Genomic DNA, 14,737 nt, shown 5'->3' with positions numbered 1-14,737 from the left:
CATACCCATGAGCCACTCCCACTCCCCCACTCCGCTCGCGGCGGCTCGCGGCCAGCGACTGAGTGACGTCCTGGCCCACGCGGGCCATCTGTTGCCGGCCCAGGGCCCCATTGGCGTGTTCGTGCACCACAACACGCTGCACGCCTTCCAGCACCTGCCCTTCCACGAGGCGCTGGCCACCGCGAGCGCCACCTTCGAGACCGAGGCCTACCTCCCCGAGTCGCGCTACCGCGAGCTGTACCGGCGCGGCCGCATCACCGACGAGGACTTGAAGGCGGCCCTGGCCGAGCGGGAGACGGGAGAGACGCTGGCGGACATCTCTCCGGCCTCGCTCTCGCGCATGGAACTGGAGCTGCTGGCCCTGCTCCACCCGCTGCCCGAGGAGACGGCCGCGTCCCTGCGCTGGCGCCTGGCGGAGCTGTCCGCCTCGTACCGGCTCCGTCCCGACGTGCCGGAGGCGGCGCGCCAGCGGCTGCTGAAGCGCTCCACCGCGGGGCTGCGCCAGTGGATGGATCGCCTGGGGCGGGATTGGACGATGACCGACCTGGCGGTGGCCCTGGTGGAGCCCTCGATGGAGGCGGCCATCCGCGCCGCCGCCGCCGAGCCGGGCCGCGCCATGGCACCCCAGGCAGCCCTGCGCCGGATGGGCATCCCCGACACGCGGGCCACCGCCTACCTCGAGCGGGTGAAGGCCCGGCTCGACGGGACGACGGTGCTCACGGTGGAGGGTTGGCTGGGGGCCGAGGCGACGCTCGCCGTGGAGGCCCTGGCCGCCGCCTTCGGTGGAGACGGGAGCCATCCTTCGCTGCGCGAGCGCCTGGAGCGGCAGCCCGAGACCTTCGCGGTGAGCGCCCTCTGGTCCGCCTGCCGCACCCCGCTGCTCCCGGCGAGGACCCGGGGCGAGGAGAAGCTGGAGAAGGAAGAGGTGCGCAGCCACCGCGAGGTGCTGCGGGCGGCCACCGGGGAGGACGTGAACGAGCTCGTCAACCCCCAGCTCATCCGGGCCTGCTCCGCCTTTCTGGACGAGGGCGTGTCGCACTGGAACATGCCGGACCGCGAGCACGGCCTGTTCGCCGCCTGGAGCGCTCTCGAGCGCACCGGACTCGGCGTGCTGCCGGACTGGCTCGAGGGGCTCGAAGAGGAGCTGGAGCAGCTCGCGCACGCGGGGAGCTCCCCGCGCGACGTGGTGCTCGCCGCGCTCGACGAGCTCGGTGTGCCCGAGGCGCAGTGGGAGCCCTACCTGACCCGGGTGTTGCTCGCGCTGCCCGGGTGGGCTGGCATGTTCAACCGGCTGGAGACCAACCCCGCGGACCGGCCCGCCGGCTCGCCTCCCGCGCGGCTCATGGACTTCCTCGCCGTCCGTCTCACGCTGGAGCGCTACGCGCTGCGCTCGGTGGCCCGGCGGCGCCTCGACTACCGCGGCCCCCTATCGGGGCTGATGGAGCACGCGCGGCGCGTGGCCACCCATCAACCCGCGGCCCTGGAGCGCCCGGCCGCGGAGGGCAGCTGGCGTCTCTTCCAGCTCCTGCAGCTCGCGGGGCTCTCGGCGATGGAGGTCTCCGACTTCCCGCTGCCCCGGCGTCAGGCCCTGCTCGCGTGGCTGGAGGCCTTCGACGCCCAGGCGCGCCGCCGCGTGTGGCAGGAGGCCTACGAGCACCACTATCGGATGGAGATCCTCCAGGGACTCGCACAGAACCGGCTCCGCCCGGAGTCGGCGCGCACGGTGAGCGCTCCACGCTTCCAGGTCATCTTCTGCATGGATGACCGCGAGGAGGCCATCCGCCGGCACTTCGAGGAGCTCGATCCGCGGCACGACACCTTCGGCATCGCGGGCTTCTTCGGCGTGGCCATCGACTACCGGGGCCTGGACGACGCGAGCCATGCCTCGCTGTGCCCGGTGGTCGTCACCCCCGCGCACGTGGTGGAGGAGCACCCCCACCCGGAGCACGGCCACCTGGCCGAGGCCCGCGCGAGGCTGCGCGCCCTGTGGGCTCGCTTCGACCACTGGCTGCACAACGGCACGCACGCGCTGGAGCTCGGCTGGCTGCTGACGCCGTTGCTGGGCCTGCTCTCCGCGCTGCTGCTGCCCCTGCACATCTTCTTCCCGCGCGGCGTGAGCCAGGCGCGCAAGGCGCTCGCCGCGAGGATGCTGCCCACCCCGCGCACGCGGCTGACGAGCCTGCGCGAGCAGGCGGAGAGCGCCACCGTGGCCGCCGCCACCGAGAAGGCGCGGGGCTTCACCATCGCCGAGAAGGCGACGCGGGTGGCCACCTCGCTGGAGAACCTGGGCCTGGTGGACGGCTTCGCCGGTCTGGTGGTGGTGCTGGGCCACGGAGCCATCAGCGTCAACAACCCGCACCAGTCCGCCTATGACTGCGGCGCCTGCGGTGGCCGCCACGGCGGTCCCAACGCGCGCCTCTTCGCGGAGATGGCCAACCGGCCCGAGGTGCGGGCGAAGCTGCGCGAGCGCGGCATCCACATCCCCGACACCACCTGGTTCATCGGTGGGCTGCACAACACCACCACCGACGAGGTGGTGCTCTACGAGACGGACGCCGTGCCCGAGTCCCTGCGCGGCGAGCTCGCCGAGCTGCGCAAGGCCCTGGACACCGCGCGCACCCTCTCCGCGCACGAGCGCTGCCGGCGCTTCGAGTCCGCTCCGCTCAGCCTCCCCCCCGCCGCGGCGCTGCGGCACGTGGAGGGGCGCGCGGCGGACCTCAGCCAGGCCCGTCCCGAGCTCGGCCACGTCACCAACGCCACCTGCGTCGTGGGCCGCCGCTCCCTCACCCGTGGCCTCTTCCTGGACCGGCGCGCCTTCCTCATCTCGTACGACCCGACGCGCGATGCCACCGGGTCCATCCTGGAGCGCATCCTGGTGGCCGCGGGCCCCGTGGGCGCCGGCATCAACCTGGAGTACTACTTCTCCTGCATCGACAACGACCGGTACGGCAGTGGCACCAAGCTGCCCCACAACCTCACCGGCATGCTCGGGGTGATGGATGGGGTGGAGAGCGATCTGCGCACGGGTCTGCCGCGCCAGATGATCGAAATCCACGAGCCGGTGCGCCTGCTCATCGTCGTGGAGGCGAGCGTGGCGGTGCTCTCGGGCATCTACGAGCGCCAGCCCATCCTCCGCGAGCTCATCGGCAACGAGTGGGTGCAGTTGGTGAGCGTGGATCCGGTGACGGGCGAGCAGCAGCGCTTCACGCCCCGGGGCTTCCAGCCGGTCACTCCGCCCCGGAAGCCGCTGCCGGTGGTGGCCGCCTCGCCCGATTGGTACCGCGGGCACCGGGACTTCCTGCCCCCGGCGCTGATCGACCTTCCCCTGGGACGCCCGGCCGCCACGCACCGCGTCCCCTCCTCTTCTGGAGAGTCCGTCCATGTCGCGCATTGAAGTCATCGAGGTGGGGTGGCTCGCGGCCACCGTACCGCTCTGGCCCCTGCTGGCCTTCCTGCTGCTCGGAGGCGTGATGCTCATGCACCGTGCGCCCCGGGAGCGCACGGTGGTGCGGTGGGTGTTGGGGGCGCTGTGGCTGTCCCTGGGCTGCTCGGTGGTGACGGCGGCCAGCCTGATGCTGCACCACCAGGACGTGTTGGAAGTGGAGGTGGGCCGGTGGTTCTCCGCCGGCGATTACAGCTTCATGGTGTCGTTCTTCGTCGACCGGCTGTCGGCGACGATGATGGTGCTGACCAGCGCCATCACCCTGCTCATCGGCCGGTTCTCGGTGAACTACCTGCACCGCGAGCCCGGCTTCGCGCGCTTCTTCCTGCTGCTCGCGCTGTTCGCCACGGGGATGTTGCTGTTGGTGGAGAGCGGCAGCATCGACCTGCTCTTCGTGGGCTGGGAGCTGGTGGGCCTCACGTCGGCGCTGCTCATCGGCTTCTTCCACGAGCGGGCGACGCCGGTGCGCTCGGGGCTGAGGGCCTTCACCATCTACCGTCTGTGTGACATGGGCCTGCTGGTGGCCGTGGTGCTGCTGCACCACTTCGCGGGCTCGGCCGAGTGGGCGGACGCGCTCGGGGATCGGCCCTGGCCGGGCCCGGCGGTGACGATGGGCGTGGTGCCGACCACGGTGCTGGGGCTGTGCCTGATGGTGGCGGCCATGGGCAAGTCGGCGCAGCTGCCCTTCAGCAGCTGGCTGCCTCGCGCCATGGAGGGCCCCACTCCCTCGAGCGCCCTCTTCTACGGTGCGCTCTCGGTGCACGCGGGCCTGTACCTGCTGCTGCGCGTGGCGCCGTTACTGGAGCACGCGCCGGTGGTTCGCATGGCGCTGGTGGGCGTGGGCCTGGTGACGGCCGTACACGCCACGCTGGTTTGGCGCGTGCAAACGGATGTGAAGAGCTCGCTGGCGTACGGCGTGCTCACGCAGGTGGGCCTGATGTTCGCGGAGGTGGGCCTGGGGCTGTACCTGCTGGCGCTGGTGCACCTGGTGGCGCACGCCTGCCTGCGGTGCCTGCAGCTGCTGCGGGCCCCGTCGGCCCTGCGTGAGGTGCAGGCGCGGCGCGCCGCCCTGCGCGCGGCGAAGCCCCCCACCGTCGCGGTGGCGCACCATGTCCTGCCCGAGGGAGTGCTGCGGCGATTCTATCGCCTGGCCCTCGAGCGCTTCGGCCTGGAGGTGCTGTACGCGCGGTGGGTGACCGGTCCGCTGCTCCGGGTGGGCCAGGGGATGGACAGGGCGGAGCGGCGTTGGGTGGGCGCGCTGAGCGGGTGGAGGCCGAGCAACGGGCCGGCCCTTCCCCCTCAGCAGCCCGGGATGAGGCCCGCGGAGCAGTCGTCGGGCGGTCAGTCGACAGGAGCCTTGTGATGCGGACCCTTCCTCTTCTCTCGATGTCGGTGGTACTGCCGGTGCTGGGCGCGGTGGCGCTGCGGTGGGTGCGTCAGCCCACGCGGGCCCGCCAGGTGGCCACGGGCGTGGCGGCACTCACCCTGGCCCTGACGGCCGCCGCGGTGCTCCTCTTCCGGAGCGGCCAGCAAGGACCCCAGTTGCTGGAGTCGTGGTTCCGGGTGCCACTGCTCGGCATGGTGTTCGAACTGGGCCTGGATGGGGCGAGCGTGCTGGCGCTGCCGCTCGGCGCGTTGATCACCCTGGGGTTGATGGCCGGCCCGCGCCAGTCGCTGGACGGGAGCACGCTCGTCTCGCTGCTGCTCACCGAGAGCGCGACGTTGGGCTTCTTCTGCGCGCAGGACCTGGCGCTGATGCTCGCCTTCTTCGTCGCCATGCTGGTGCCGGTGAGCGTGCTCGTCTCCCGCAGCGCGAAGGCTCAGCCGGAGGCGCGAGCGCTGCGCACCTTCCGGACCTACATGCTCGCGAGCACGCTGCCGCTGCTGGCCGCCACGGTGATGGTGGGTGTGGTGGGCTGGCGCGCGGGGGTGGAGACGCCGTTCGCCCTGACGGAGCTGCTCGCGCGCGGAGTGCCGGCCCCGTGGCAGCAGACGCTCTTCGGGCTGTTGCTCCTGGCGGTGGGCGTGCGCATGGCGGTGGTGCCCTTCCACTCGTGGCTGCCCGTCCTGATGGCGCGGGGCCCGTACGGACTGAGCCTGGTGGTGAACGTGCACGCGGGGCTGTGCCTGCTGGTGCGCGTGGTGATGCCGCTGCTGCCGGCTCAGTGGACCCACGCCGGGCCGCTGCTGGGCGTGCTGGGCCTGGGCGGCGCGCTCTATGGCGCGGTGCTGGCGCTGGCGCAGGTGGACCTGCGGCGCATGGTGGGCTTCCTGCTGGTGAGCCAGTCGGGCCTGATGCTGGCGGGGCTCGCGATGGACAACACCCAGAGCCTCTCCGGAACACTGCTGCAGAGCGTGGCCGTGGGCATCGCGTTCACGGGGCTGATGCTGGTGGTGCGTGCCATCGAGGCGCGCACCGGTACCACGGACATGACGCGGCTGGGCGGGCTCGTGCGCCGTAGCCCGCGCATGGCGGCCTTCTTCTTCCTGCTGGGCTTCGCCAGCCTGGGCTTCCCCGGCACGCTGAGCTTCGTGGGCGAGGACCTCCTGCTCCATGGCATCCTCGAGACCCACCCCCTGGTGGCGCTGCCCCTGCTGCTGACCACCGCCATCAACGGCATCACCCTCTTCCGCGCCTTCCAGCGCACCTTCCTCGGAGCGCCGGCCCATGGCCACGCGACGGCGCTGGAGACGGTGGAGGATCTACTGCCGCGTGAGCGGTGGGCGGCGCTCGGGACGGTCGCGCTGGTGTTCCTGGGCGGGGTGCTGCCCGGGCCGCTGCTGCGCCTGCGCGAGACCCACGTGCAGTCGCTGGTGGAGCGCGTGGCCCCGGGGGAGGGGCACGCGGGAGGAGCCCACGCCGAGCCGTGAAACGCCGGGCCCGGCCACCTCGAGGACTCAGGGCTGAGCCGGGCCCTGATGGAACGTGTAGCCGAGGCCCCCCGCCCCCACGGCGAAGCGGGCCGCGCGCACCGTGTTCTCCATCAGCGCCGCCACGGTGATGGGGCCCACGCCTCCCGGAACAGGGGTGATGGCCGACGCGATCCCGCTCACCGGCTCGAAGTCCGCGTCGCCCACCAGCTTGCCCGACTCCGTCACCCGCGTCGCCACGTCGATGAAGACCACGCCCGGCTTGAGCATGTCGCGCGTGATGCGGTAGTCCGCGCGTCCCACCGCCGTCACGACGATGTCCGCCCGCGCGAGCGCCTCCGCTTGAATCTCCTGGGAGACGTGGCGGTGGAGCCAGGTCACCGAGGCATCACAGATGCGGCCGCCGAGCAGCAGCATGATGGGCTTGGAGGTGATGTCGTTGCGCCCGATGACGACCGCGCGCTTGCCGCGCGTCTCGATGCGGTAGTAGTCCATCAACCGCTTCACGGCCAGGGCGGTGGACGGCAGGAAAGTGAGGCGGCGCGTCCGCGCCCGGTACAGCTCGGCCACCGAACCGGCGGCGATGCCGTCCACGTCCTTCTCGGGCGGGATGGCATCCAGGACGTCGAACTTGTCGATGGGGTCCGCCCCGCCGCTCGCGTCCGGGTCTTCGATCTGCCGCGGGAGCGGGAGCTGCACGAGCACGCCGTGGACGTCCTTCCCCGCGCCGATCCGCGCCACCTCGTTGCGGAGCGCGGCGGGCCCGATGTCCGACCTGAGCAGGACGTGCTGTGCCTTCATCCCGAGCCGCTCGCAGGACTGGATCTTCCGTCCCACGTACCGGGTCGAGGCGGGATCGTCTCCCACCTGGACCACGACCAGGCTCGGAGTCGTACCGTGGCGAGCCTTCAGCTCGTCGATCTCGGGCATCAACCGGCGCTCGATTTCCTCCACCACCGGCTTTCCGTACAGGAGCACAGCCATCGTCTGTTCACCTCGCGTGATGGCCGCTGCCTATACCGGGCTACCGGGTGTCGACGCCAGCGCTGATCGCCGGCCCTTCCCGCAGTCGACTCGGACGACGCGACTGCTGTCCACGGCGGGTCATTTTGGTATGGCATCCGGCCAGGAGGAAGGAAACATGCGATTTGGAAGCAGACTCATTGGCATGCTCGCGCTGCTCCTGGCGAGTGGCTGTGCCCACAAGCAGATCGCGACCGAGAACAAGGGTCGCGAACTGAAGAACGAAGGTCCGGTCATCGTGGACACGAAGAGCGGCCAGGTGCGAGGCGCGCTCTCCGAGGGCATCCGCGTCTTCAAGGGAATTCCGTACGGCGGGCCCACGTCGGGGAAGAACCGCTTCATGCCGCCGGTGCCGCCCGAGCCGTGGAGTGGCGTCCGGGATGCGCTCGAGTACGGCCCTCGCTGTGCCCAGCGCAGTGCCATCGGCACGGCGGTCGCGCGCGAGGTCGTGGCGGCGCTCGTCACGCCCGACAACCCGGCCATCAGCGAGGACTGCTTGTTCGTCAACGTCTGGACCCCCGGCGTGGCGGATGGCGCGAAGCGCCCGGTCATGGTCTGGATTCACGGCGGCGGCTTCGTGGAGGGCTCCGGCTCGGCCTCCCTCTATGACGGAACCGCGCTCTCCCGGCGCGGTGACGTGGTGGTGGTCACGCTCAACCACCGGCTCGGGGCGCTGGGGTACCTGTACACGGGCGGAGCCAACACGACGTCGGGCAATGCCGGCATGCTGGACATCGTCGCGGCGCTCCAGTGGGTGCGCGACAACATCGCCGCGTTCGGCGGGGACCCCGGCAACGTCACGATCTTCGGCGAATCGGGCGGAGGCATGAAGGTGACGCTCATGCTCGCCATGCCGGAGGCGAAGGGGCTGTTCCACAAGGCCATCAGCCAGAGTGGCGCCCTCGTGCGCGCGTTGCAGCCGGAGCAGGCGGCCGCCCAGGCGGGGCTGCTGATGAGCGAGCTCGGGGTCAAGCCCGGAGACCTCGAGGCGCTGCAGAACCTCCCCGTCGAGAAGGTGCTCGACGCCCAGGCCGTGGTCATGAAGAAGAACCAGGGGACGTTCACCTTCAACTCGCCCTTCACCCCGGTGGCGGATGGACGCGTCCTGCCCGGCAATCCGTTCGACCCGGCGGCCCCCACCGTCTCGGCCGAGGTGCCGCTGTTGATCGGCACCACCAGGGACGAGATGACGCTGTTCCTCTTCGGGCTCCCGGGGATCATGACCGACGGCATGGCGCGCTCGGGCATGGGACGGCTGGCGGGTGACGCGAAGGACCGGGTCTTCGAGCACTACCGCGGCCGCATGCCGGACGCGTCGGCCAAGGACGTGCTCATCGCCGCGGGCAGCGACATGTTCCGCGCGCCGTCACTCCTGGTCGCGGATCGCAAGGTGGCCCAGGGCGCGGCCCCCGTCTACATGTACCTGTTCACCTGGGAGACGCCGGTGCTCGAGGGCAAGCTCAAGGCCACGCACGCGCTCGATATCCCCTTCGTCTTCGATAACGCCGACCTGGTCCCGAGCCTCACCGGAAAGGACCCCGAGCGCTTCAAGCTGGCCGAGCAGATGAGCTCCGCGTGGATTGCCTTCGCGCGCACCGGCAACCCGAACCACCCCGGCCTGCCCGAGTGGCCGGCCTATACCACCGAGCAGCGCGCCACCCTGATCTTCGACCTCCCGGCCCGGCTCGAGAATGATCCGAGGCACGAGGAGCGCCAGCTCTGGCAGAGCCTCCTCACGAAGTAGGCAGGGCGGCCGGGTCCGTCTGGGAGACGGAGCGCCCCCGCCATGCCGGGCAGGAGGCGCTCCGCCGCTCTCTCAGGGAGTGACGGAGATACGGCCCAGGCCGGGCGGGGTCAGCGGGCTGTTGGCGCGCAGGTAGACCTCGAGGGCGTCCACGTCGATGGGGCCGGTGCGCAGCTCCTTCCCCTCGGTGAGCGCCGTGAGCCCATCGCCGCCAGCGGCCATGAAGTTGTTCGTCGTGACGCGGTAGCTCGCCGCCATGTCGAGGGGCACGCCGTTGAGGGTGATGGAGGCGGGATCGATCTTGTCTCCCTGGGGACCCGAAGCTTTCCAGGTGAAGGAGAAGCCCTCGGAGACCTGAAGGATCGAGGGACTGCCGGTCGCCGGGAACTGCTGCTCCAGGACCCTTTCGATCTGTGCGCCGGTGAGCGTCATCGTCACCAGGTTGTTGGCGAAGGGCTGCACCGTGAAGACCTCACCGTAGGTGATGTCTCCCGCGGCGATGTCCGCGCGAACGCCACCCGGATTCATGAGGGCGATGACGGCGCCCCCCGTCTCGGGCTTGCTCGTCGCCGCGAGCATCGCATCCGCGATGACGTTGCCGAGCACGGACTCACCCGAGCCGCCCGCCGGCAGCGGACGCACGGGAGCCTTCAGATCCGCCGGGGTATTGCCGATGACCTTGTCCCGCAGGGGCGCGGACTTGGTGACGTAGTCGTTCACCAGCGCCTCCACGGCGGTGTCCGCGGTTTCACGCGTGACGATGACGTTGCGCGCGGTCGTCTCCACCACGTCGCCCGAGGCCGCGTCCAGGACGAGATCGATGTCCGTGACGAGGCGCCCGTTGCTGGCCGCGCTGGTCACGTGTTTGCCATTGATGACGCAGGTATACGCCTGGTGCGTGTGGCCGGAGACGACCAGATCCACCTCCGGGTCGAACCGGTTGACGATGTCCACGATGGGACCGGAGATCCCCGGGCACTCATTGTACCGGCCCGTGGGCGATCCACCCTCGTGCAGCACCACCACGACGGCCTTGACGCCCTGCTCGTGCAACTCCGGAATGAGCGCGTTGACGGTGTCCGCCTCGTCATGGAACGACAGCCCCGCGATGCCGGTGGGAGTCACGATCCCCGGAGTGCCCTCCAGCGTCATCCCGATGAAGGCCACCTTCACTCCGTCGAACTCACGGATGTCATAGGCCGGGAGGAGCGTCCGCCTCGAAACGGTATCCGTGAAGACGTTGGCGGAGAGGAACTTGAACTTCGCGCCGCTGAACGGCGTGCCGTCCTGGCATCCATCCACCGGATGGCAGCCACCAGACTGCATGCGCAGCAGCTCTCCAAAGCCCTCGTCGAACTCGTGATTGCCCACGGAGTTGATGTCCAGGCCGATCTGGTTCATCGCCTCGATCGTGGGCTCGTCATGGAAGAGCGCGGACGTCAGCGGCGAGGCTCCGATCAGATCGCCCGCGGAGACGACGACCGTATGGGGATTCTCCTCCCGGAGCTTCGAGATGTGGTGCGCGAGGTACGCCGCACCGCCCGCGTCCACGAATTTGGACGGCTCCGCCTCGATGCGGCCGTTGCTACCCGTGGGCTTCTCCAGGTTGCCGTGAAAGTCGTTGATGGCCAGGAGCTGGAGGCGAACCTGACGGTTCTCGGGCGGGGGCTTCGGCTTTTCTTCCCCGCAGCCGGAGTCGAGGACGAGCAGCGAGCCAGAGAACAGGGCTCCGAGCAGCAGGAGGGTGCTGGAGCGCTTCGGGTGACGAGTGGACGAGGTTGGCAGGAGGTGCATGGCAGGAGGGGACGTAGCCGAAAACCCATCCCAGTGGAACCACCCATCCCGTGACGATTGGACCAATCCCCCGCCTCTGTGGAGTTGTGGAACGGGAGTCATCGGGCGCCCTGACGCAGGAACGTTGCTTGCCCTCGATGCGTGAGGAGCCTAGGGACGCGTCCGCCATGTCCTCCCATCAGATGCCCCTGATGTTCGTCCGCCACGCGGCGGCCGAGGATCACCACCGCCTGGGTGACGAGTTCCGCCCCCTCTCCCTGGAAGGCCGTGCCAGCTTCCGCACCCATGCGCGCAAGCTGGCGCGCCTCACGCCCATGGCGGGAATCGCCACCAGCCCCCTGGTCCGCGCGATCCAGACCGCGGAGATCCTCGCCGAGGCCTTCGGCCTGAACCAGGTGGAGGTCCACCCGGAGCTCGAGCCCCGCCGCAACGCCCACAAGCGCATCCTCCACCTCGCCCGGGAGCTGGGAGCGGGCTGGATGCTGGTGGGCCACAATCCCTCGCTCGCCCGCGCGAGCGCGCTTGCCCTGGAGCTGGATGAGCTGCCGGGCAAGCTCCGCAAGGGGACCGTGCTCGCGCTCTACCCGGAAGGCAAACGCTTCTCCCTGGCGTGGATGGCGGCGCCGGGCCGCTACATCCTGCGCCCGGAGGAGCTCCAGGCCGGGTAGGACGCGGCCCGCTTGCCGGGCGAGGAGGCACCTGCGTTCACACAACTGGCACATCCCTCCACTCTCCGCGCCCGGAGGGCGAGCTTACCTCTGGCCCGAGCCCACTGGAGGAAAGCCCGTGCGACCCAGCTCCCCGTCATTCATCCAGAACCTCACCCGCCGCCTCCCTCCCCTCCTGGTGATGTTGCCGGCGCTGGGACAGGCCGCCACGTCGGACGGAGGCGGCCAGGGCGCCTCCGGGCCAGAGCCCTTCGAGCTCACCATGGGATTGATCGCGGGGCTCGTGCTCTTCCTGTTCGGCGTCTCGCGGCTGGCGCTGGCGTTGAAGGGGCTCGCGGTGGAACCCGCCAGGCGCTTGTTGGGGAGATTCACCCGCAACCGCTTCGCCGGGGTCCTCACCGGGACGGCGGCCACGACCCTGCTGGACTCGTCCTCGGTGACCATCATCATGGTCATCGCCCTGGTCGACGCGGGCCTCATCAGCTTCGTCCAGTCCCTGGGTGTGGTGCTGGGCTCGAACATCGGAACCACGTTCGGCGCGGAGATCGTCGCCTTTCAAATCGGCAAGTACGCCCCGGTGGGCCTCGCGGTGGGCGCGCTGCTCCTCGCCTTCGGCCGGGGCGCGCGCTGGAAGAACGCGGGGTGGGTGGTGTTCGGAATGGGGCTCTTGTTCTTCGGGCTGGACCTCATCGAGGAGGCCATGTCCCCCTTCAAGAACCATCCGCCCTTCCTGCGGTGGATGCGGGAATTGGGGAAGAACCCGCTCCAGGGCGCGGCGGTGGGTGCGCTGTTCACCATGCTCATCCAGTCCTCATCGGGGACCATGGCCATCGTCGTGACACTGGCCAGCCAGGGCCTCATCTCCCTGCCGGCGGGCGTCGCGATCATGCTCGGAGCGGAGCTCGGGACGGTGTCGGACACGCTCATCGCCACGATCGGACGCAGCCGCCAGGCCATCCGCACGGGGGTGTTCCACTTCCTCTTCAACCTCATCACCGCCACCCTCGGCGTCCTCTGTGCGTCGCGGCTCGTGGACCTGTCCCGGTGGATTTCGGGCGATGCCAGCGTGGGCCGGCAGATCGCCAACGCCCAGGTCATCTTCAATGTCCTGGGCGTCCTCCTGTTCATCGGCTTCTTGCCCCTCATCGCTCGCGCGCTGAAGGTGCTGATTCCGGACCGGCGGACGGAAAACACCTCCTCGCCGGCCCTTCATCAGGGCGTTTCGCCAAACACCTCCACCTCATAGATGGAATAGCCATACCCCGAGCTCCGCTTCGTTCCGTGGATCCTCAAGAACCGGCCATTGGCGGAGAGGCCCGTGAGGTCATCCACGCCTCCATCACCAGACACCACCGAGGCCACGGGCGTCCACGTGGAGGCATCGTTGGAAACCTGGAGCTGGTAATCCTTGCCATGGGCCGCTTCCCAATGGATCTTCACCCGGGAGATCTTCTTCGAGGAGCCGAAGTCGAGCACGAGGTACTGAGGATCAGAGAAGGCACTGCTCCACCGGCTGATCATGTCCCCGTCGATGGCCTTTTCCGGACCCGTGCCACTGTTCTCACTGGACGAGGACATGGCCAGGACAGGCGTCAACCGGCCACCCTGGGAGCCAGACGGCAGGCTGACGTACAACTGCCCCAGCTCCGTCAACTGACCCGAGGCACCGAGCAGGTTGATGTGGGGGATCTCGTTGTTCCGCCCGGAGAACCAGGCGTAACGGAAGACAGCGGGCTCGTTCTCCAGGTAGTTGACCGCGTCGGTCATGTACTTCTTCTGCACGGCCAGGGTGATTTGATCGTGCGGCATGTCCCCGCAGGCGAACTCGGTCAACCAGATGGGCTTGTTGTATTTCTTGAAACGGCCGATGTACCACTGGAGCGCACTGAGATCGCACGCGTACCAATGGACGGCGATGTAATCCACCTTGCAGTTCGTGCAGGCGGCGAAGAACGCATCCAGGTAGGCCACCGGATCGGAATAGGTCACGCCTCCTTCCGACACACACTCTCCGCAGTAATTGACGGCGGGCGACACCAGCTTCAGGTTCCTGCGGCGGGCCACCTCCTCCAGAATGGGCCAGAGCGCCGCGGCCTGACTGGGAGTCTTGTTGGCCTGCCACCTGAAGTTGGGCTCATTGAATCCCAGCAGGTACTCGGCCCCCGCGGGAATGGCGGCGGCCAGCTGGTCCGCGTTCGGCGTTCCACCCCAGACCATGGGCGCGAAGGACACGCCCAGGGAGGCATAGACACCCGCGGCCCCCGCATCGGGCGTGGACGCCCAGTTGTACCACCAGCTCATACCCACGGAGAGGGCCTTCATGTCCTCCGCGGAGTGATACCCATAGGCAACGCCCCTCTTCACGCTCCGTGTCTGGGCTTGCGCGGGTTGGCTGGCCAGGAACATCAACAGCAGAACCGAGACTCCAGATCGAAAGACGCCGGACATCATCTTGACTCACTTTCGCACAAGGACGCGCTTTCCACTCAACACGAGTATATCAAGTAAAATCAACTAGAATTGAAGTACCCGCAAACCTCGTTTCCAGCACACACCGCGTCCGAGTTCCAGCACGGTGAGTCAGTGTCATGAACAAAACCTCGCGCCGCGTGCGCCGGCGGCGAACACAAACGTCCCTGGCCACCTCTGCCCCCATGTTGGAGCAGTCTCGAATTCGCTTAGAATGGAGCAGTCCCTGACCAGAGTTCTTTCGCTCCATCCGAGGGGGGAGAGCGCATGCCCGTCACCTTCGATGATTCACTCTGGCCGCTGCTCATCACCCGTTACGTGGGGACCATGTCGGACATGGAGTACGAGAAGAGCCTCGAGCGACTGTCCAGCTTCCTCCAGCGGCGGGAGCCGTTCTTCATGCTCATCGACACGAGTCGCTCCGGCATACCGAACAACGCGCAGCGCCAGCGGCAGGTGGAGTGGAGCCGGATCCACGACGAGCTGGAACGAACGTGGGGGCGAGGATCGGCATTCATCGTCACCTCGCCCTTCATACGGGCGGCCATGAGCCTCTTCTTCCATGTCCGCCCTCCGGGGACACCCTATGTCATCGTCTCGGACATGGACTCGGCGCTGACATGGATCCTCGCCCGGATGGAGAGCACCGGCTTCACGGCGGAGGCCGCGCGCGTGCGAGACCAGTTCGGCTCGCACACCTGGCACACCGGCTGAGCACCAGGTGTG

10 protein-coding genes are annotated in these 14,737 nt (G+C 69.1%); 7 read left to right on the top strand and 3 right to left on the bottom strand.

Annotated elements, in window-relative coordinates:
* Window positions 1–7: 7 nt before the first annotated feature.
* Genes JQX13_RS29450 through JQX13_RS29440 form a run of 3 tightly spaced genes read left to right on the top strand, consistent with a single transcriptional unit; the run spans window position 8 to window position 6,313 of the window.
* The gene (locus JQX13_RS29450) at window positions 8–3,394 is read left to right on the top strand and encodes a YbcC family protein (protein WP_203402807.1); all 3,387 of its coding nucleotides are present in this window, start codon (window positions 8–10) and stop codon (window positions 3,392–3,394) included.
* Window positions 3,381–4,805 (top strand): NADH-quinone oxidoreductase subunit 5 family protein, encoded by a 1,425-nt coding sequence (locus JQX13_RS29445; RefSeq protein ID WP_203402806.1) that lies wholly within the window; start codon window positions 3,381–3,383, stop codon window positions 4,803–4,805. The genes JQX13_RS29450 and JQX13_RS29445 overlap by 14 nt, the downstream gene beginning before the upstream one ends.
* Window positions 4,805–6,313 (top strand): complex I subunit 4 family protein, encoded by a 1,509-nt coding sequence (locus JQX13_RS29440; RefSeq protein ID WP_203402805.1) that lies wholly within the window; start codon window positions 4,805–4,807, stop codon window positions 6,311–6,313. The genes JQX13_RS29445 and JQX13_RS29440 overlap by 1 nt, the downstream gene beginning before the upstream one ends.
* A gap of 27 nt (window positions 6,314–6,340) precedes the next feature.
* Here JQX13_RS29440 and JQX13_RS29435 read toward each other — a convergent pair whose 3' ends face one another.
* Window positions 6,341–7,297 carry a bifunctional 5,10-methylenetetrahydrofolate dehydrogenase/5,10-methenyltetrahydrofolate cyclohydrolase gene (locus JQX13_RS29435; RefSeq protein WP_203402804.1) on the bottom strand — a complete coding sequence of 319 codons (957 nt, stop codon included), beginning with the start codon at window positions 7,295–7,297 and terminating at the stop codon, window positions 6,341–6,343.
* 157 nt (window positions 7,298–7,454) lie between these two features.
* On the opposite strand from JQX13_RS29435, the gene JQX13_RS29430 reads away from it, so the two are divergent.
* Window positions 7,455–9,080, top strand: a complete 1,626-nt coding sequence (locus tag JQX13_RS29430; RefSeq protein ID WP_203402803.1) for a carboxylesterase/lipase family protein — start codon at window positions 7,455–7,457, stop codon at window positions 9,078–9,080.
* Window positions 9,081–9,152: 72 nt separating this feature from the next.
* Here JQX13_RS29430 and JQX13_RS29425 read toward each other — a convergent pair whose 3' ends face one another.
* Complete coding sequence (locus JQX13_RS29425; protein WP_203402802.1) at window positions 9,153–10,874, bottom strand: bifunctional metallophosphatase/5'-nucleotidase; 1,722 nt, start codon at window positions 10,872–10,874, stop codon at window positions 9,153–9,155.
* A gap of 167 nt (window positions 10,875–11,041) precedes the next feature.
* Here JQX13_RS29425 and JQX13_RS29420 point away from each other — a divergent pair, with 167 nt between their 5' ends.
* Together JQX13_RS29420 and JQX13_RS29415 are read left to right on the top strand one after the other, a co-directional pair.
* Window positions 11,042–11,542 carry a SixA phosphatase family protein gene (locus JQX13_RS29420; RefSeq protein ID WP_203402801.1) on the top strand — a complete coding sequence of 167 codons (501 nt, stop codon included), beginning with the start codon at window positions 11,042–11,044 and terminating at the stop codon, window positions 11,540–11,542.
* Window positions 11,543–11,660: 118 nt separating this feature from the next.
* The gene (locus tag JQX13_RS29415) at window positions 11,661–12,788 is read left to right on the top strand and encodes a Na/Pi cotransporter family protein (protein ID WP_239013926.1); all 1,128 of its coding nucleotides are present in this window, start codon (window positions 11,661–11,663) and stop codon (window positions 12,786–12,788) included.
* Here JQX13_RS29415 and JQX13_RS29410 read toward each other — a convergent pair.
* Complete coding sequence (locus JQX13_RS29410; protein ID WP_239013925.1) at window positions 12,755–13,864, bottom strand: glycosyl hydrolase; 1,110 nt, start codon at window positions 13,862–13,864, stop codon at window positions 12,755–12,757. The two genes, JQX13_RS29415 and JQX13_RS29410, sit on opposite strands and share 34 nt — an antisense overlap.
* A gap of 414 nt (window positions 13,865–14,278) precedes the next feature.
* Here JQX13_RS29410 and JQX13_RS29405 point away from each other — a divergent pair, with 414 nt between their 5' ends.
* Window positions 14,279–14,725: an STAS/SEC14 domain-containing protein gene (locus JQX13_RS29405; RefSeq protein ID WP_203402799.1), complete on the top strand. Its 447-nt coding sequence runs from the start codon at window positions 14,279–14,281 to the stop codon at window positions 14,723–14,725.
* Window positions 14,726–14,737: the final 12 nt, after the last annotated feature.

It is taken from the genome of Archangium violaceum (assembly GCF_016859125.1).
GTDB lineage: Bacteria > Myxococcota > Myxococcia > Myxococcales > Myxococcaceae > Archangium > Archangium violaceum_A.
This window is presented reverse-complemented; position numbering and strand designations above follow the sequence as displayed.

Bases quoted from the DNA above. Each gene is read 5' to 3' on its own strand.
- JQX13_RS29450 (WP_203402807.1), top strand. From the start codon at position 8: ATGAGCCACTCCCACTCCCCCACTCCGCTCGCGGCGGCTCGCGGCCAG.
- JQX13_RS29445 (WP_203402806.1), top strand. From the start codon at position 3,381: ATGTCGCGCATTGAAGTCATCGAGGTGGGGTGGCTCGCGGCCACCGTA.
- JQX13_RS29440 (WP_203402805.1), top strand. From the start codon at position 4,805: ATGCGGACCCTTCCTCTTCTCTCGATGTCGGTGGTACTGCCGGTGCTG.
- JQX13_RS29435 (WP_203402804.1), bottom strand. From the start codon at position 7,297: ATGGCTGTGCTCCTGTACGGAAAGCCGGTGGTGGAGGAAATCGAGCGC.
- JQX13_RS29430 (WP_203402803.1), top strand. From the start codon at position 7,455: ATGCGATTTGGAAGCAGACTCATTGGCATGCTCGCGCTGCTCCTGGCG.
- JQX13_RS29425 (WP_203402802.1), bottom strand. From the start codon at position 10,874: ATGCACCTCCTGCCAACCTCGTCCACTCGTCACCCGAAGCGCTCCAGC.
- JQX13_RS29420 (WP_203402801.1), top strand. From the start codon at position 11,042: ATGTCCTCCCATCAGATGCCCCTGATGTTCGTCCGCCACGCGGCGGCC.
- JQX13_RS29410 (WP_239013925.1), bottom strand. From the start codon at position 13,864: ATGAAGGCCCTCTCCGTGGGTATGAGCTGGTGGTACAACTGGGCGTCC.
- JQX13_RS29405 (WP_203402799.1), top strand. From the start codon at position 14,279: ATGCCCGTCACCTTCGATGATTCACTCTGGCCGCTGCTCATCACCCGT.